Below are 19,226 nucleotides of genomic sequence, written 5' to 3'. Positions count from 1 at the left end.
GATACACGGTGAGAACTTCCAAAAGCTCGCAAAGCAGTTCGCGGATCAATATCCCGACGCTGTCATTTCGTAGCTCTTTGCTCTTGGCAAGCTCCTAATACTGCCTTTTCGCGCCTCGGAATTTTACAGGGGCACGGTTCACAGGCACCTATCAAAAACTGTCCGTCGTGGTTACGACGCTGATAGACAAACAAACCTATGTCGCAAGACGAAGAAGCATACAAGGCGGTACTAGCCAAAGCTGGCGTAGACCTCCCGGAGTTGAAAGACACTCCAAAAGAGGAACCGGAGGCACCTGAAGCTGAAGAGCCAAAGGACGAGCCCGAGGAACCAAAAGAACCTTTAAAAGAAGAACCGAAAGAGCAACGCAAGCGCTCGATCTACGACGTCTACAAAGAGGAGAAATCCGAACGTAAGACGGCCGAAGCACGAGCTGAGCAAGCGGAGAAGGAGCGCGACGAAGCAAAGCGTCTACTCGAAGAAGCGGTCGCCGCCAAGGGCACTGACGACGAGAAAGAGACTGCCAAGGATGCCGTCGAGTACGCCAAGAAAGTCGGTGCTGATCCAGACCTCGTGAAGCGCATCATCGAAGATGCCCGCAAGGGGTTTGAGCAGAAGCCGGATGAATCATTGCAGAAGGACATCGCCGAATTCAAGGCTTGGAAAACCACCAACGCCAAGAGCATCGAGCAATCAATGTTCAATGATGAGTTCGAGAAGTCCGTCCCGTCTCTGAAAAAGCTCTTCCCTACGGTCAATGATGAGGAATTGAAGACGATTAAAGCCGAGCTCGACACGCTGTCCCACACAAAGGAATGGCATGACAAGTCGCTCGCTTATGTCGCTTTCGAACACCAGGACAAACTGTCTGCTCTCGTTTCCCCCAAGAAGCGCGGCATGGAATCTAAGGGACGAAAAGAAGTCGAACAACCCGACTTCGAATTCAACCCTGAAGCTGATTACAGCAAGATGACCATGGCCGAACGCAAGGAATGGGAGAAAACATACAAGGAGCTGACAAAGAAGTCTGAGGGCCTCATGACCAACGCGCAGGGAAAGAAGATACTCATCTAGCGTTTACGCTGCTCTTTCGGCTTAGCAATTATTGTTATGGCTGCAAATCCAAACACAATGACATTTAAAACGGTCTACTCGGCCGAATACCAAATGTCACACTTCAAGGAGCCAGTTTACCCAATCTTAGGTGACACGCGCCTTGAGGCTGGTCTTACAAAAGGCCAGACCGTTTCCCGCTCGTACGCATCTGATGTCGTTGTGAACGACATGGGTGCTGATGGTTCCTACTCAACACAGGCAATCACAGATACGGCAGAGACGCTCACTATCAACAAGGAGAAGGAAGCCTCGATCTACATCAAGAAACTTGATGAGCTCCAGGCACACCTCTCAGTCAAGCAAAAGTACGGTCGCAAGCTCGCGAACGCCATGATCAACCAGATCGATGGTGACGTGACCCTCGCTGCCTACAACGGTGCGGGTACGACTATGGACGATGGAACATTCTCCGGAACATCCGGCAATGCTTTCACGGTCACTGCGTCGAACGTCGCGACTGTCTTCACTACCGCAAAGCAGAAGCTTCGCTTGAAGAACGTCATTTACAACAACCGTTTCCAGTCCTCAATGGACCTCGAAGTACCAGAGGGTATGCCGATTGCGATCGTATCGCCGGAAATCCTCACCTACATCGAGCTCTTCCTCGGTGGAAAAGACACGCTCTTGGGCGACCAGGTATCCCGAAACGGATTCCAGGGCTACTTCATGGGCTTCAATGTGTTCTGTGTGAACACGTTGCCATGGACAGGTGTGCTCTCGATGGTCACTCAGCCTTCTGATGGTGATACCGTGACTGTCAACGGTGTTACCTTCACGTTCAAGACCACACTCGGCTCCACAGCCGGTAACGTCTTGATCGGTGGCTCTGCTGATGCAGCTCGCGCAAATCTCGCCGGTCTCATCAATACACCAGGGACAACCGACTCGAACGGTGTAGCACTCACTGCAGCGAACCAAAGGCTGATGAAGAACCTCACGGCCACTAACTCGAACTCTGCTGACACGCTCACGCTCGTCGGTAGTGGCTGGGGTACGGTCGTCGTTTCGAAGTCATTCACTGATCCAACAGACACATGGACCTCGACCAAGCAAATGCTTCACTGCCTCTTTGCCTTGTCTAAGTCTGTCAGTGTTGTGATCCAAAAAGACCCATCTCTCGAAGACAACTCTGTCTCTGGAAAGATCGGTCGCGACTACATCACGTGGGCTGCTTACGGAATCAAGGTCTTCGTTGACCAGGCTCCGCAGATCGTTGCCCTCGAAGTGAACTCGTCGAGCTTCACCGCAGCAGCTACTACACAGAAATAGCAACTAACAATCAGCCACTATGACTAACATCCTCAAAAGCACTGCACTCGTCATCGCAGGACTGGCTGTTGGTTGGCTAGTTTCTGTAGCTACGAACAAAGCTCCGGCACCGATAGATTTCGGAGGCGTCTACAACCAGGTCCAGCAATCCTTTGATCAAGCTGGATTCCACGTAGGCCCATCTGGAACGAACATCATGGGAATTAAAGCCACCGGCTGCACAATCAACTCCTATTCGAACACAATCGCGGCTTCGTCGTCGGTTGTCGTTTCGTGCGGAGGTGCAACGAACGGAGTAATCTCATCTGCATCGGCAATCGCGGGTATCACGACAGATAGTATTTGCAGCGTTGTCCCATCTCCAACAGTGAGTGCCGTCTTTGGCGGTATCTCTGTTGACGGTGCGCTCGCCTCAACGACACTTTCAGGAACCATAGACGTAAGACTTCTCAACAACACTGGAAACACGTTTACGTGGTCATCCACTGCGTCTTCGTCTGGCAAATGGAAGTTGATCTGTATCGACCCTCTCTAGTCGCAGCCTCACTCTGGCCCTTTATAGGGCTGGAGATGAGGCCACGACCTCTTAAAAACTAAAGCAATCTATGACTCATAAATTAAAACTCACAGGTTTCATCGCAGCGGCACTGATTACAGTGTTCGCTTTCTTCGCTATGGCATATGGTGAAATATCATCCCACATCGATACGCAGGTAAACAGTTATCAAAACTTCACGTTCTTCAGTGCAACGACCACAAACGCTACCTCAACCAATCTCGCTGGCAGTGGTGGCTGGTTCAATATTGCTGGTGCGAAGAAGGTAGAGATCATCGTTTCGCGTGGCGGACGTGTGCAGCCAAACCTCGGGCTATCGCGCTTTCGTATCCAGGTTACGAATGACGCTGGTACTACATGGAATGATTTCAATCGTCTCATCGGTTCAGATGTTTCAGCGACCGCAACATCGTCCATTACGATCAACGCTGCAACTTCAACCGTTGTCGTTGCACTAGATCTTCGCACGGATACCTTCCAAGGTATTCGCTGCATCGTTCTCGAAACAACCGACGGCGAGCATACATGCTCCGCCAGTGCAAATTTCTAACCTATGATTCTTCAGCCCGGCAACTCGTTCACAGTGGTCCGGCAAATTGCCAACCACCTCGATACGGACACCAACTACGTCCGGGCTGTAATTCGTAACGCGTACACTGATGCGATCATTGCAACGCTCGATCTGACCGATAAAGGCAGTCAGCGCTTCAAAAAAGACTGGCAAGTGCCCGCAGACCCATCGGGTCAAGGTTTCTACATTTCGGTGGTCACTTCGGTCTATACCAACTCGATCTACACGACCAAGAACGCCAACTACGGCGACGAGGAGAATACCTACCTTGTGCAGGAACGCGTCATGCGCACGCTGGGAGGTGGTGGGGGATCGCTCGACGCCTTCACTGTACGGAGAATCATCAAGGAAGAGATTGGCAACATACCAGCACCAGAACCAATCAAATTCCCCAAGCAGAAAATGCCTGAAGACAGAACCGATGAAATCATCACTGCGATCAAAGGAAACAAGACAGAAGTACCTGACGTTGACCTCTCACCTGTTCTCTCGAAGATTGATGAAGTGAGAAGCGCGATAGACACCAAGGATGTCACCCCTGAAACAGACCTCACTCCTCTACAGCAACTCATGGAGCAGGAAATGAAACGGCTCGCCCAGGTATTTCTTACTCGTGAGGATGAAATCACTGCGAAGGTTGTTGAGGGTATTAAGTCGGAAGTGCTCACACAGCTCAAGGGAATCGTGAGCGACACCACCTTCTCAATGGCACCTACCACCATGAAAATGAACACTCCTGCAGCACCAAAGCAAGAGGAGGCGCAGCCGTTTGACCTTAAATCACTCGCACTATGATTTCAAAAGGAACCGAACTCACCACATTTGTCACCGGATTGAACGGAAGCGCGACCATCGATACGACACTCTTGGATGTCCTCGTTGACACGGCAAAAACAGTCCTCGAAGAGGAACGGCCATGGATGGCGCTACGCAAGACTGATACGTCTCTGTCACTCCTCACCACGAATACATGGCAAACCGCAAAATCCCTTTCAGGGATAACGGACTTCTCACGTTTTTACGGCGATGGCGTCATCAAACTATTCGATGGAAGTAATCTCATTCACTACTACAGCCAAGTACCATTTGACCGTCGCCTTGAGTATAAAGACGACAATTCAACATTCGTCTTCGATGAAAATGCGGGCACGCTGTATTTCAATGGCACGCCGCCATTTGCCGGCACACTTCATATCCCATACGTATCCACGAGCACCGCGATCGATCTAGCGAGCACTTCCGCTGTCTGGTCGGTCTTTCCATCGCGCTTTCTTCCACTCCTCGGCTTCTATGCTATCGGCATCCATAAGGGTGCAGTGGATTACGACGACATCAACGCACAAATGCTTCCTGAGAACCGCGCAACCATGCAGGCACTCAAGAACGCGATGGAGAAGTGGGATGACGCACGCCAACTGTCAGCGATAGAGAATAGCGACCCTACTGAATTGTATTCAACCCCGCGCAGCGGAGCGATCGATACAAATTCATGATTATCCCTGACTATTCAGTCAACACATTTTTAGGGCTCAACACGGCCATAAAAGACACACATGCGTTGAAGCCAGGCGTCTCTCCCGATTCACTCAATTGGATTACCGGAAAAGATAAGGACCATATTGAGCTTCGACGCGGATATGCGCGCCTTGGAATGACCGCGCAGGCTGGGAACGGAAAGATAACCGGTCTCGGTGTTGGGATGCGCTACGATGGCACCCAGATCCCGTTTTACTCTCACGGCAGAAAGGTCAAATACTACGACGTGACGACCGACGATGGCATCGAGGTGGGGTCCAATCTCCTTCCAGCCACCGCTGACGGCGAGGATGTATGGATGCGTTCATACCAAAACCTCGCAGGGTCTTTCATGTACCTCGGCTCTCCGAACTCAGGTATTTATAAGATTCCCGCAGCAAATCCGGGCAGTGCTGTAGACCAATCGATCACGACCTACCGCTTCAAAGTATTTCAGATCGGTCAAGGGCGTGCGTTTGCTGGACAGAGAAACGGCACGACGCCAGGCAATAAAGACGCGACAGGCCTCTACCTCTCCTACATCGATCACGCATTACTCTCTGCTTTTCCCGCGCAAACCACCGGCGAGGCATATGGGACAGGTGATGGTGTAACAAAGACATTCGCTCACACACTTTCAGGGATTTCAGCTCCAAAAACGGCTATGTATGCCGCTGTGACGGATGGCACGGAAACGTTCACAGATGACCGAAGCGGAGGAATGGAGGGTAATTTGGGAGGCACCGGGACCATCAATTACGCGACGGGTGCAGTATCAGTGACCTTCGCTACTGCTCCGGCCAACCTTGCGGCGATGACTTGTTCTTACTACTACGAAACAGCGAGCTCTGGTGGCATTCTCGACTTCTCTGGATCATCAAACGGCCAGGGGAAGTCCTTCCGTCAGGATGATGGTGGGGGCAACCTCATGGCTATCTACTACATCGGCAACGTCGCCTATTGCTTCCATCCTCTGAAGACATGGCAAGTGACTACAGCACTCGATGACACCGACAGTACCAATCTGCACTATCGTGACGTCGGAATTTCATACCAGAGAGCAGCATTTCAGACACCCGAAGGCATCATTTTTGCCGACCTTTCGAGGCCAACAGACCCAAAATTTAGGCGTTTACAGGTGCTTCAGGGCACGACCAATACAACGATCGAGCCGCTGTCGATTTCAGACGCACTCGACCTCTCGGGATATGCCTTTGACTACTGCGTCGCCTTCCGGTGGGGGGATTACGAGATGTTTTGCTTCCAGGAGAAGGTCAACGGTACGGCCAACACATTCAATTCGAAAATGCTCGTCAGGAACACGCTCTCGGGCTCGTGGGATCTCCTAAATTACTACGCCTCATGCCTTGCCGAGTACAACGGCACACTCATCGCTGGGGACAGCATTTCGAACAATGTCTACACCCTCTTCTCAGGGTACGACGAAGACGGGGACGTGATTGAAAACTACTGGAAGTCCGGTGATCTCAACCTCGATAGTGACCGTCTAAAGACAACAAGACGAATGGTTATAGCGGGTCTCATTCAGCCCGATCAAAACGTTGATGTTTCCGTGTCCTATGACAGTGGTGAATTCACGAAGGTCTACACTATCGAGGGAAATGCTTCTTACGTGGATAGCGGTATCGACACCTATATCGGCGGTCCTACTATCGGATCGAAAACGATTGGCAGCGGCGGAAGCTCTGTCGCTCACCCATTTACTGTCGATTTCCCTCTCAACAGCGACAAATATGTCTATGCACGCATAAAGTTTGAGGCGACTGACATCGGTTTCGCCCAAATAAACGACTTCACTTTCAAAGACAATCGGGACAAAGGCCGCAAGAATCTGCCGGTGCGGACCACCTAACGCCACCAACATTAGCCACTTTATTACAATTCTCACTATGAACGTAGTCCTCTCGGCTCTCTTTCTCATCTCGTCAGTGGTCGGATTTAATCTCGGACAGCATCAATCGCTGACTTTCGGCCAGGCCCTCCCAAGTGCAACGGCCATCTTTGAAACGTCTCTCCAGTCAGCGATCACTTCTTCGGCCACCACAATGACCCTGACTGCAAATGCAGTTAGAGGAGGTGGAGCCCTGTCAGGTTACAACTGCTTCACGATAGACGAAGGCAGTGCTCAGGCGGAAACGGTGTGTGGCACGGTATCTTCTACCGCTGTAACGGCAATGACCCGAGGCATAAGCCAATCGACCGGGACTACAACGGTAGCCGCTCTTCAATTTGCACATCGACGTGGAGCGAATGTAAAAATCACTGACTTTCCGCTTATCCAGATCCTCAAAGCGCAGCTAAATGGCGAGGACACAATTCCAAATAGCCTTCTGCTCGATACTATTGCGCGATACACCTCAGCTCCGACATTTACCCAAGGCTCCAATCAGTTGGTCACGGCCCTCTACGCTGAGGGTTACGCGAACAATGTGATTGCGGGGGGCTCACCAACATCGACAGAAACGATTGGTGGAAAAGTAAGGCTTGCCACACAGCTCCAAATGGCGTCGTCCACCGATCTTGGCATCACGGCACCGCTTGTGCTTCAAGCGAAATATGCAACATCTTCACCGGGATACGCCGGGCTTTGGACAGTCATTACGAATAACGCGGGAAAGATTGCTCAAACATTCCTTGATCTCACACAGTCATACACGTGGACCGGACTACATATTTTCACCGCTGGATTCATCTCAAACGCTAGTTCAACGGTTAAATCACTCAATGTCGCATCATCCACAATGATTTGGAATGGCGTATACTTGCAGCCGAGATTTGGTGGCACAGGAACGGACGGGGTGCTTTCAATTTCGAGTGGGACCACGACTATATCGGCGGCATCAGCGAGCTATTTAGAAAAAAACTACACCTCAATTTCGATTACTGGCACAGGACACCTTGCTTTCAGCAATGCCAACACCAACGGAACGTTCATCGTACTGCGTTCCCAAGGAGGCGTGACTCTTACATGTTCACCTGCGCCATGTATCGATGTTTCCGGCATGGGTGCAAGCGGCGGAGCGGGAGGGGCAACAGGTGCAAGCAGCGGATCTACAGGTTCAACTGGAAACCCGTTCTATCTGTTCGTAACGAACGGTGGGGTCGGTGGCAGCTCAGGCTCCCCTGCGGCTGGCGCGCTTCCGACAGCGATCCTCCCAACTTCTTGGTCCACAACAACACTCATGAAGTACGGGGGGCAATTTTGGGTGGGTGCAGGAGGTGGTGGAGGAGGAACAAATAACGCTTCCAATAATGCAACACAGGGACCGGGAGGAAATGGTGGCGGTGGACTTCTCTTGGAAGTCGCAGGGAGCTTAAACTTCACGACCACAAACGGAATTATTGCTCTCGGCCTTGTCGGCTCAAGTCCCACAAATATGAGTTTTGGAGGTGGAGGTGGAGGTGGCGCGGGAGGTCTCGTAAAAATCGTATACAACTCACTTATCGCAAACTCTGGCACAATAAACGTAACTGGCGGTGTCGGTGGATTGGGCGGTAGCAATGCAGGCTGTTCGTGTGGAGCGGGAGGAAGCACTGCATATTCTCAAGGCACTTCTGGTGCAACTGGTGTTAGTTGTACCGGAGGAGCTGGCGCTTCTGGCTTCTCTTCAGTGGAGCAAAACACAAGCCTCTTCTAAATTATGGCCAATACCTACGAGAAACTACCAACAGAATCGATCGACCAATACAACGCTCGCGTGGTCGGGAAAACGTCTGGTGTAAATCTCGCTTCTGCCAAGCCTGACCCTGTGCCTACTCTGTACAATCCCGATGGCTCAGTGAATACGACGGCAGGTGCCGGCGCAGCCACAAAACCAGCATCAAGTACTTCGGACTATTACTCTCGCTATTCAACTCCCGGAGAATCCGCTGCATCTAATTATCTGAACACGTTTAAAGCCCCGAGGTCTGAGGAAGACATCGCTGCCGAGAAGACAAAAGCGGCACAGGCGCAAATTGACAGCATCAACAAGCTCTATGATTCAAGGCTTCAAGAGCAACAGACTATCAATGATGGCCGTGACCGTGGGACCAATGCAATATCCGTGATCAGTGGGCTCTCGGGCTCATCGGACGCTCAGAACGCAGCTACGAAGACATCACAGGTCAATCAGCGCGAGAATGAAGCCATAAACAAGGAGCGCGAGGTCGCCGTACAGGGCATCTTCTCTCAAATCCGTAGTTCTGCCGCACAGGAGGCCAAAGACTCACGGGATGAGGCCCGGAAGAGCGCAGAGGAGATCTTATCTGCTCGAAAAGGACGCCAGGAGGAAGCAAACGCCCACCTCACCAATCTCGCCAAAGCTGGCACCACATCTGATGGCTTGAAGGCGACTGATCCCGCCTCGTATGAATATCTCGCACGGCAAGCAGGAGGCGAAGAACAGCTCAAAGCACTCTTCACGCTCAACCGATCACAAGAAACTATTCTCGATAAACGTGTAGAAAACGGCAAATTCATCATCGCCTATCAGAACCCGCTGAGTGGCAAGGTGCGCATGGAGAGTGTGGATCTTGGTATCCCTAACGGCTACAAATCACTCGCAGATGCCGGCAATAGGCTTCTCTTTGCTCCCGAGAATTGGGACGGAGACACCAGCAAAATCATCTCAATTGATAAGGGTATGGCTCCCGGCACGGCGAAAAACACCGGAAGTACTGCGCCGGGCGCCGACAGCCCATACAAGAACGATCTCGACGCCGTTATCGGTGCGGCTTTGGCCTCAATCCCTAGCAAATTTGGACAAGCTACTTTCCAGTCTCAAATCGCGAAGGCTCGCGGCGATTCAGACAAGCTCAGTCTCGTTGCTTCGCAAGTTCTGAAAGGAGCACCAGCAGAATTTAGACAGGACTTCTCCAATCAAGCCATTGGTATCTCCAATATCGACAAAGCGATCACAGAGATCGATTCCGGCGTCAAGACTGGATTCATCAATGACAAGCTTCAATATGCCTTCAACGTAGTAGGCAAGGACTACGACCCGAAGCTGGCGAAGATCAACCAATTTCTTACTTCCGCCATTCAGCCGTACCGAAATTCTGTTACCGGGGCAGCATGGGGTGATCAGGAAGACGCAGAATACCAGCAGCTTTTCGGTTCAACGAAATACTCGCCAACCGAGCTCAAGCAGCGCCTGCTCAACGTCAAAGAAATTCTCAAAAACAAGTCGGCTGTTGGCCTCAATACGTTCGTCAATCCACTCGGGACGATGGATAATCAGTTCGATACTGGGGGTCTTTCACCATCCGGCAGTAAGATTCTCGCAAAGGATGGCCAATCGTTTGACGCTTCCGATCTCACGCCGGAAGAACTCTCCCAGGCAAAAGCAGACGGGTATGTTGAACAATAAACTATGCCTTCATACGCTGCAAAATTGAAACCAATAGCAACCTCGACACCGAGCTACACCTCGAAGCTTAAACCTATCGCTCCTGCTCCCTCTGCCCCAGAGCAACCATTCAGCACCCCACTCGGGCGCTTCGCTGCTGGCGAAGGAGACAAAAATCTCGAAGTCGGGAAGGGAGCACTAAAGCAGGCGGTGCGAGACATCTCTTCCGTAGGAGCACAGAATGCTGGACCGGTAGGTGCAGCTATGAAAGCAAGCGCTCCAGGCTTCGCTGCCGCTCTCGGCGCATTTGATAAATCGGTCACTCCATCCAATCCTCAGCAACAAGAGGGTGTAATCAATACCGTAATGGCTGAGATGGCCATCCCAGGCGATATTGGCGCTAAGGCAACAGTGAGGGGCACCAAGGCTGCAACGAATGCTGTGTTGGAAAAAGGAAAAGCTCTCACAGGACGCGATACAGACGGAATTATCGCCCATCGCACCAAAGAACTTCAGAGGCTCGAAGACAGCTACGCGCCAGTGCGCAAAGTGACCTCCTCGGCAATGAGTAAAGGAATCGACACAAAGAAAATACTTGCCCAGACCGATCTTCTTCATGGTGCTGTAGATACCACTGGCACAATCAGAACGCAGTCAGCTATTCAGGAACTGCAGCACTTCATTTCTCCCTACGAGAAGGCCGTATCGCAAAATCTTGAACGCGAAGGCGTGCTCCTGCCTATGAAGACTGTAGAGCGCTCATTGAAAACAGCCATCGACAAGAGCGGTCTCGAGGGCGCGGCACTTGAAACCGCCTACGGTAAGGTTGATGCAGAATTGGCCGGCCTTGCGCGTCGCGTTGATTCAAGTGGGAAGATCAAGCTCTCGAAAGTTCATGACGCAAAAATCAATAAGTACTCAACCATCAACTACATGGATGAAGGGGCGAAGATCGCCGATAAGGCGATAGCAAAGACATACAAGCAGCTCGTGCAGGAACACACAAAATCGGTGGCAGTGGATGCGCTTAATAAGGAATTGGCGCAGCACTTCTCCGTATTGAAATTACTGGAGAAACTAGATGGCAAAAAGGTGGATGGAGGCAAGCTCGGAAAGTACTTTGCGAAAACGATCGGCGCGGCCGTTGGTTCTCATTTTGGACCTCTCGGCACAATCGCTGGCGCAGAGCTCGCGGGTGGCATCAAGGGAGCCGCCATGTCAACCAAGCTTTCAGGAAAGACGGGCTCCGGTCTTAAAGCATCAGAGGCAATGAAATCCGCTACGGCGCTGGGGAAACAGCCACGCCTAATGCTACCGGCGGGCCGATCAGGGGGCACCTACAAGGAGGTCTACACTGCACGCCCAATGGGGAGAGCATTCGCGGACGAAAAGCCTGCACAGAAAATAAACCGAACATTCAGCCGACCCGACCTACTCCAATTACAGGCCCCCGGTAAAAATCCTATTCCCCTTGGTCAGTCGAACAGCTTGGGTAGCCGGTAAATGCACCAAAGAACCACTATGAAAATAACGATCAAATGCACCTCTAAACTGTAACATATGGAGCTTCTAAAACATCTCGTGGGTTGGATTCTGGGGACATCAGTCCTCTTCAGCGGCGGCACTGGCACCATAGACCAGCTCCAACTATTCAAAGCGACCTCATCTCCTTATAACGCGATCACCACTGTCACTTTCGCGAAGAGCCTATATCTGCAGGGATCGTGGGCGACCTCGACAGGAATGACGGCAGATAAATTCTGTCTCACTGCAGACTCGTGCATTACATCCTGGTCGGCCGGAACTGCCGATGGCGCTTTCTCGACGACCTCCGCAGACTACTGGAAAACTCAACGTAATTTCTTCTCGACGACTTCCGCCGATTGGTGGGGCTCTCAGAAGGGGTACATCACTGGGATTGCCTGGGGCGCGATTACAGGAACGCTTTCAAACCAGACAGATCTAGACGCGAAATTCGCAACCAAGATCGGCACCTCATCTGCAATCACAGCTAATCAACTCGTCTATGCAACAGGCTTTAACACTGTCGCGTCTGTCGCCACATCCAGCGGTACAGTCTCTTCGCCACTCACAGGTAATTTCATCTGTGTCGGAACAGGCTGCACGCTCGGTATTCAAAGCGCGAGCGCGTCACAGGCGGGAGCCCTCGCAGCCGCTGATTTCGCGACCTTCTCCGCAAAGCTAAATCTCAGCAATCTTTTTACGCTCTCCACCACCTACGGCGCCCTCTCACTCTCGACAACAACACCGCTCTGGTTGCAGGGCGCATTTAACGCATCATCGACGCCAACGAATCCCAGTCACATTGATAACTTCATCGCAAATAACAGCACGACGACGAACGCGACGACCACCACCTTCGGAATTCGTGGAGTATCCTCTGCTCTTCTGCTCGCGGGCGCTACAGGTGGAATTACTGGCTATGTCGCACCCTCAGCATGCTCAAATCAATTCCTGCGCGCCATCACTGCCGTAGGAGCATTTACCTGTGCATCAGTAGCTGACACCGACATAACCGGAACAGTCGGCGTTGCCCACGGCGGGACTGCCTCAAGTACACTCGGCGGCATTCTCGCAGGTAATGGGGTTTCGGCTGTGAAAAGCGCGGCTCTCAGCGGTCTTACCTGGGACGGAACAACACTGACCGTATCAGCAGTCAGTAGTGCTTCTTCAACTCTGCTGATCGATAGAAACACCTTCTCAGGAGGATTGATCCAGTTTTCTAATTATGTCGCGATCGGCACGACAACTCCAAAGTTCGGAGCCCTTACCATTGGTAGCTCAACCGCACCAGAGATAATATTCACGGACAATATCGCGGCCGATCCCTTGTGGGCTGTGAATATTTTGAGTGGGAAATTCTTCCTCGCCACATCGACTGCGATAGCAACGTCTTCTGTGTCTGCGTTTTCGATCAGTAATACGACGGGTGCCCTTAGTGTGAACGCAGGAGCGACTTCTACATTCTCTTCAGGCATTCAAGCATCCTATCTTGATATGATCGGCACGACCGCATCATCGACATTCGGCAACGGCATGACCATCAACACCGGTTGTTATGCCTTCAAGAACACGTGCCTCACACTCGCAACGCTCGCGGGACAAGTGAATCTCACCTCACAGGTAACGGGCATACTGCCCATCGCTAATGGAGGCACCAACGCGACCTCTATCGGGACGACGAACGGAATGTTGGCATTCGACGGAACAAGAATCGTAAACTTCGCCAACTTCACCCTTACCAGCACACTCATGACGGTCTCGAACGCATCAACGACGAATGGTACATTTTCGCAATCTCTTTTCGTCGCCTCGAAACAGGTGAATCCGTATCAAAACGCCACATTTGCCTACGGAGCAACCTCGACTGGGTGGACGGGGACAACAACTGAAACCAGATTACCAGCCCCTTTTTCCGGCACACTTCAGGACGTGATATGCAGTGTCCCCGCAGGAACGCTCAATGTCCAATTCAAGATCAACTCGACGAACATAGTCCCGATGTTCAATGCGTCATCAACGGTTGGCACTGTGACCTTTACCTCCGGTAATACATTCAATCGCGGAGATATTATCGAGGCCGACTACGGCACTCCCGCAACGTCGCCTGTGCAGATTACTTGCACGCCGCGCGCGACGGTAACAACATTCTAAGGCTATGAAAAAGATATTTTCGATCTTGTTTTGCTCGGTGTTTTTTTTGGCATCACTCTCTGCACTCCCAATAACAACTTATGCAGACTGTCTGATTACTCCGAGTACTGTCACGAGCGCTCAAGGGGGATGGGGGGATACACCCGTGACGACATTCACCAAAATGAGCCAGTCATTCCAGGCAACTTGTACGGGTCAAATATCAACTATTGCGTATCTAACGGCGCAGAACGGGAGTCCGCCCGACAGTATAAATTTGTCGATTGACACCACAAATGGCGGCAGTGCATTAGGAATTTCTGGCAACGTCACTGGCACAACGTTTCCCGCTGTTGGAGGTGGTGTATGTGGCAGTTCAAATTTTACCTTTGCATCTCCTGTTTCTGTCATCTCGGGAACGACCTATTACATCACCGTAAGTAGAACCGGAAGTACAAGCTCGGGCACTACTTGGTACTACTTATGTGGTAATGGAAGTGCCAGCACGTATCCCAATGGGACTGCATATAGATTCAACGGCTCATGGGTTGACCAACTCTATGATGCCCCGATGACGATCACAATCGCATCAAGCTCCGTGGCAACAGCCGTTGCCACGATGCCACTCTCCCGTGCATTTTGGTGGGGACATTAGGTGGTATACTATATTCATGAACGAAGAGAAATCTCTTGACGACATGAGCGGCGACGAAATCATCGCAAAAGGACACCCAGAAGGGATTGTCTTAAGTGACTGAATATGAGTGACCAGCCATTTACAGACGCACAAAGAGAAGAGCTAAAGACGATAGTCAACGAGGCTCTGATTGATTTCTTCAAGGGCTACGGCGTAATTGGCAGTAACTTCATAATCAACGCCGCAAAGATTCTCGGTGCTCTCGCCGTCATCTTCCTTGCGATAAAAACATTTCTCGGCTGGATAGGATTTGCGTATCTCTCGAATAAGGTATGAACCGAGGTCTAAATCTTGACCTTGAGCGCCAACACCAAGACGGCACAGAGCTTCAATTCGGCGCACTCTCACAACCTGGTATCGTTTCAATCCCCCTCGCAGAACGTGAGAAGTATCTCCCTCTAGGTGAAGACCAAAACATTGGAGAAGAGAAGTTTGATTGCGCCAGTCGCAGCCCTGTAAATCACTTGGCGGCGCTTTTCACCTATCACTACAATCATGCAATGCACCCGGACAACAAAAAGTGGCTCAAAGACAAGGGCTATCTTCTAGATATCGATGATGCTCCGGTGGATTTTTCGGACGTTTTCGTAGCTATCAACAGCGGCACAACTCGCTCAGGAAACTCTCTCAAGGCTCCCTTACAGGCAATCCACTCACAAGGGCTCATTCCTAAGTGGATGCTTCCCCAGCTCCACGGCTTTGATGAGAACTACGATCCAAAACGTATCACTCAGGAAATGCGCGACCTCGGTGCAGAATTCGCTCGACGTTTCGCCGTAACTTACGAGCAAGTGCAGAGCGTTCACTTCGGCGACGTACTAACTGACGATATGGTTGGAGTAGCTGGAGGAGCATGGCCCGAGAAGGTCAATGGCGTGTACCCACGATGGGACGGGCAGATCAATCATGCCTTCCTTCTCTATTCCCTTCCGCAATTCCAAGCCTTCGACAACTACCGCGAAGCGCCAGAGGACTACACTAAGAACCTCGCACCTGACTTCAAATTTTATGACTACGGCTACCGCGTCATCCTTTCTGCTGAAGACCCAAACGCTACTGTGAAACAGATCAGTCTCTATAAACAACTCATCGCAGTCCTCCTAAAAATCCGTGCGATACTTATAGGTGCATGAATCTACTTCTCGCGCTGATAGATTGGCTCGACGATTTCATAATCAACGTCTTTCACGACCCGCTCGCTCAGCACCCCAGTGAACTTCCTATGAACACAGAGCCAGTGCAGCCCATACAGCCTCATATTGAGCTAAAACAGCCCCTTCCTGCAACGCAAAAGCCGACTACGGCCGAATTACTGTATCAAGCTGCTTTCAACGCCATAGGTAAAGATGCGAGCCCTGGTGACAAGGCACCTGACGAACGCGCTTGCGCGGAATCTGTGTCAAATATCATCCGTAAGGTGATGCCAGGCTTCCCTGTAATCCTCTCCACTATCGCGCTCGATAAGCATCTCTGGATGGACGCGAGATTTAAGATGGTCGTCACCCCTGTAGCTGGATGCGTCTCAGTATTCCCCACGAAAGGAGGCGTGATCGGTCACTGCGGCATTTGGGGCAAGAGAGGATGGGTGATGAGCAACAACAGTGCCACCGGCAAATGGGAAGCGAACTACACTGATTTCGGATGGCGTGAGGCCGCACATAAAAGAGGATTGGAAGTTTTCCACTATCTGCCCTTGTGAACAAAAAACAGGTGCTATAATTGCTGTATGTCAAAACAAATTGGAGGCATCTGGCTTGCTGTGGGAGGGTTACTTCTTGTGCAATTCGGTTTTTCTGACGTTTGCTCAAATGAAATCCTCGCAAAAGCAACCCCCGTGCTCGGCGCACTCCCTGGACTTGTTCTCACCTACATTGCTCGCATAAAGGCGGGCGGAGTGAACATCTTTGGAGGCCGCGTCTAGGCTTCTGGAACCCTCCGCAATAGGCGCGATGGTCATTGCTTTACTGCTTGCCCAGGACAAGCTCTCTAAGCTTGTCGCGGCGCAGACAGCATACGCCGCTGAAACTCACGCGCCGCTTTTCAACGACGATGCATTAGGTGCAATCAGATATTGGGCGCAGTACTACAGAGTCTCTGCTCACCAGATGACGGAAACAATGCGCTGTGAGAGTAACTTCGATCCCACAGCAGTCGGAGATCACGGTAAGTCATTTGGTGCAGCTCAGATCTATCTTCCCGCCCACGGCCCAAATTCGGGGCGCTACGTCACGAAAGAGCAAGCCCTCGATGGTGACTTTGCAGTCCGGTATATGGCCTCCCATTGGAAGACTGATACCTGGAGCTGCGCACGTGACCTTGGCTACTACGTGGTAAGATGAACGCAGGCATCCAGTAAGAATAAAAAAAAGAAGCCTATCCTGATACGGCTAGTCCAGAGCCCGCGCAAATGCGGGCTCGCCAATTTAGTGAGCAACGTCCTTCAGCTCACTTTTTAGATCGCCGAAATACTTCTCCGCAAGTCCTGAGAAGAACAACGCCTCATCAGTAATCATCTTCAAGAGTACTTCGTTTTCCGGCATCGTCTCTGCAGCATCCTTGAGCCACGCAGGATCGATTGCGGTGTGTTCCAGTACACCGATAAAGGCACCCGCCCGTCTCAGCAGCGCGCGCGCGTCTGCTGACTCCGCCGTCGTTATCTCTAATTCTTTCGCCAGGTGATCACACAGCTTCACTAAGTGCTCAAACGTCGGCTTTGCTTCCGCGAACCAGTTGACAGTCATGGCAACCTCCTGCGGTTCCAGACAGGAGAGTCTACTTCCTTTGCGTGGTAGTGCAAGTTATCCCCACCCTGGACGGTTTCGTGTGAAACGCGCGTGCTAATATTTTGGTATGACGAATTGCATAGAGTCGAGTTTTGTATGCGAGCGGGTTGCAATTCGTCATAAAATTGCCGCTCGCAATCTAGAACTTGACTGAACCGCCTTCACGGGCGGTTGTTTTTATTTGAGATTGGTTGAGAGGGGAGAGGTTCGGTCACGGTAACGCCATGACCCCGGTGTCCGCCCGACGAAAATGAAAATAACTACCTCCTCCCTCTCAGCCAATCTCCTGCTCTTTCACAGACAGAGAAACCACCGCCCTATCAGGATCAGCGGTGTGGTTGGTTTGGAGGGGATTACAACAGGAGTACGAGACACTTTTAAGACCCGATGCAAGTCTCTAGCTGGCTTAAAGCATCGGCGGTGTTAAGACCGAGACACTTAACGCAAGGAGTACAGCTTCCTATGTTGTTTTCCCCTCCCAGCCAATCAACATAAGTAGGAAACTGCAAAACGAGATGGTTCTTAGAACTGCGGTGTTGCGCAAAGGGGCGTTAGGGTTCACGTGAAAGAGAGTGGACTGGACGGTGGACCGGCCTTACCAGCCGCCCACGTGCGAGGTGACTTATACTCTGGTGGATACAATCAACCACGAGTCAAATCCTCGCCGCCGCAAATTTAAGAATCATCAAAGTCTCATAGAGTGGGGTACAGATGTGAAAGCAGGGAAAAAGGCCACGCGTCCTCCCTGCCATCCGATCTGTATCTCAACGTGACAAGAAGCACTCACAGCCCTTTGGAAAAGGCCCGGCTTCACCAAAACTCTGTCGAAATAGTTGCACCTCTACTCCCTTCGGGAGAGACGCGTCATGCTACCCTTCGTAGACCTTCCCGTTGTAAATAAAGCGGTGTTTGAAAATGCGGATCACGTTATAAGTGAAATGCCCGTCCGGCAGGAATTCAAATATAGCGAAAGCCTGCTGCCATTTGTCGGGCGCCCCTCGCATATACTTTTGAGGCAGGCAAAGACATCCGAGCGACTGCCCGACCATAGTGTTTTCCTGCCCGAGCATTTCTGCTGAATATGTCTGCACATCGTGGATGTGACCGTAGAAGATGTTGCAGCCGTATTTGCTGACGTGCTTCTTTGCGTGGTGCTCACCGCCGTATCGTCCGTGGATGAAGTTGGCCTTGCCGATCGTGAACATCTTTCCTGTGCTCCACGAGGGAACCCATCTGATTTTCCTTCGGCCGAACTCCAATGCGGTAGGCACCTCCACCATTCCTTCCAGGGCAGGATTGGCGTCAATGTATCGCTCCAACCTGAATTCGTGGTTGCCCTCTAGTATGACAAATTCCGCTGCCTTATTACGGGCGCGGATTATCTTCTGGTGCCTATCAAGCATTTCAGCGGTGTGGTCGTAATCGAGCATCAACCGCTTGCCCTCCACAGCTCTAAGATTGTTCTTGTTGTGAGCTGAAATGCAGTCGAGATCTACAACGTCGCCGAGCTGGAGATAGCCGTCTAGGCGAATGTCGGCCATCAATTTCTCAACGGCTGCGAGAGATCGCTTGTCCTCATAGGGGCAATGAATGTCTGGCAGAACGATCCATGTTTGAACTTTATTCAAGGGTGTCGGACAGAAGCCCTTCCAAGAGACACTCAGGCCTCTATCACACCGTAATTCTCTCACGCCACTTTCACGAGTAAATGGCA

Annotated in this window: 16 protein-coding genes; 14 read left to right on the top strand and 2 right to left on the bottom strand. The window is 51.4% G+C overall.

Translation table 11 applies throughout. The features are described from left to right. Window positions 1-198 precede the first annotated feature (198 nt). From IVB45_RS02255 to IVB45_RS02190, 14 genes are all read left to right on the top strand, one after another. Window positions 199-1,074 carry a hypothetical protein gene (locus IVB45_RS02255; RefSeq protein WP_247807572.1) on the top strand — a complete coding sequence of 292 codons (876 nt, stop codon included), beginning with the start codon at window positions 199-201 and terminating at the stop codon, window positions 1,072-1,074. Between the two features lie 93 nt (window positions 1,075-1,167). Continuing rightward, window positions 1,168-2,385 (top strand): hypothetical protein, encoded by a 1,218-nt coding sequence (locus tag IVB45_RS02250; RefSeq protein WP_247807571.1) that lies wholly within the window; start codon window positions 1,168-1,170, stop codon window positions 2,383-2,385. A gap of 605 nt (window positions 2,386-2,990) precedes the next feature. Continuing rightward, a complete protein-coding gene (locus tag IVB45_RS02245) occupies window positions 2,991-3,491 on the top strand; it encodes a hypothetical protein (RefSeq protein WP_247807570.1) in 501 nt (166 codons plus the stop codon). Between the two features lie 3 nt (window positions 3,492-3,494). Next, window positions 3,495-4,307 (top strand): hypothetical protein, encoded by an 813-nt coding sequence (locus tag IVB45_RS02240; protein ID WP_247807569.1) that lies wholly within the window; start codon window positions 3,495-3,497, stop codon window positions 4,305-4,307. Continuing rightward, on the top strand, window positions 4,304-5,005 hold the full coding sequence (locus IVB45_RS02235; protein ID WP_247807568.1) for a hypothetical protein: 702 nt from the start codon (window positions 4,304-4,306) through the stop codon (window positions 5,003-5,005). The genes IVB45_RS02240 and IVB45_RS02235 overlap by 4 nt, the downstream gene beginning before the upstream one ends. Next, window positions 5,002-6,900 carry a hypothetical protein gene (locus IVB45_RS02230; protein ID WP_247807567.1) on the top strand — a complete coding sequence of 633 codons (1,899 nt, stop codon included), beginning with the start codon at window positions 5,002-5,004 and terminating at the stop codon, window positions 6,898-6,900. The genes IVB45_RS02235 and IVB45_RS02230 overlap by 4 nt, the downstream gene beginning before the upstream one ends. A gap of 37 nt (window positions 6,901-6,937) precedes the next feature. Next, entirely contained in the window at window positions 6,938-8,686 is a 1,749-nt protein-coding gene (locus tag IVB45_RS02225; protein ID WP_247807566.1) for a hypothetical protein, read from the top strand. Between the two features lie 3 nt (window positions 8,687-8,689). Beyond that, entirely contained in the window at window positions 8,690-10,399 is a 1,710-nt protein-coding gene (locus IVB45_RS02220) for a hypothetical protein (RefSeq protein WP_247807565.1), read from the top strand. A gap of 243 nt (window positions 10,400-10,642) precedes the next feature. Further along, a complete protein-coding gene (locus IVB45_RS02215; protein WP_247807564.1) occupies window positions 10,643-11,881 on the top strand; it encodes a hypothetical protein in 1,239 nt (412 codons plus the stop codon). Between the two features lie 78 nt (window positions 11,882-11,959). Further along, window positions 11,960-14,053, top strand: a complete 2,094-nt coding sequence (locus tag IVB45_RS02210; RefSeq protein WP_247807563.1) for a hypothetical protein — start codon at window positions 11,960-11,962, stop codon at window positions 14,051-14,053. Between the two features lie 739 nt (window positions 14,054-14,792). Then, entirely contained in the window at window positions 14,793-15,005 is a 213-nt protein-coding gene (locus IVB45_RS02205) for a hypothetical protein (RefSeq protein WP_247807562.1), read from the top strand. Beyond that, entirely contained in the window at window positions 15,002-15,862 is an 861-nt protein-coding gene (locus tag IVB45_RS02200) for a hypothetical protein (protein WP_247807561.1), read from the top strand. The genes IVB45_RS02205 and IVB45_RS02200 overlap by 4 nt, the downstream gene beginning before the upstream one ends. Beyond that, complete coding sequence (locus tag IVB45_RS02195) at window positions 15,859-16,428, top strand: hypothetical protein (protein ID WP_247807560.1); 570 nt, start codon at window positions 15,859-15,861, stop codon at window positions 16,426-16,428. The genes IVB45_RS02200 and IVB45_RS02195 overlap by 4 nt, the downstream gene beginning before the upstream one ends. 250 nt (window positions 16,429-16,678) lie before the next feature. After that, a complete protein-coding gene (locus tag IVB45_RS02190; protein ID WP_247807559.1) occupies window positions 16,679-17,068 on the top strand; it encodes a hypothetical protein in 390 nt (129 codons plus the stop codon). A gap of 84 nt (window positions 17,069-17,152) precedes the next feature. Here IVB45_RS02190 and IVB45_RS02185 read toward each other — a convergent pair whose 3' ends face one another. Next, a complete protein-coding gene (locus tag IVB45_RS02185; protein WP_247807558.1) occupies window positions 17,153-17,470 on the bottom strand; it encodes a hypothetical protein in 318 nt (105 codons plus the stop codon). A gap of 911 nt (window positions 17,471-18,381) precedes the next feature. After that, the gene (locus tag IVB45_RS02180; protein WP_247807557.1) at window positions 18,382-19,053 is read right to left on the bottom strand and encodes a hypothetical protein; all 672 of its coding nucleotides are present in this window, start codon (window positions 19,051-19,053) and stop codon (window positions 18,382-18,384) included. Between the last annotated feature and the right edge of the window lie 173 nt (window positions 19,054-19,226).

The sequence above is a fragment of the Bradyrhizobium sp. 4 genome (genome assembly GCF_023100905.1).
In the GTDB taxonomy this organism is placed as follows: domain Bacteria; phylum Pseudomonadota; class Alphaproteobacteria; order Rhizobiales; family Xanthobacteraceae; genus Bradyrhizobium.
This window is presented reverse-complemented; position numbering and strand designations above follow the sequence as displayed.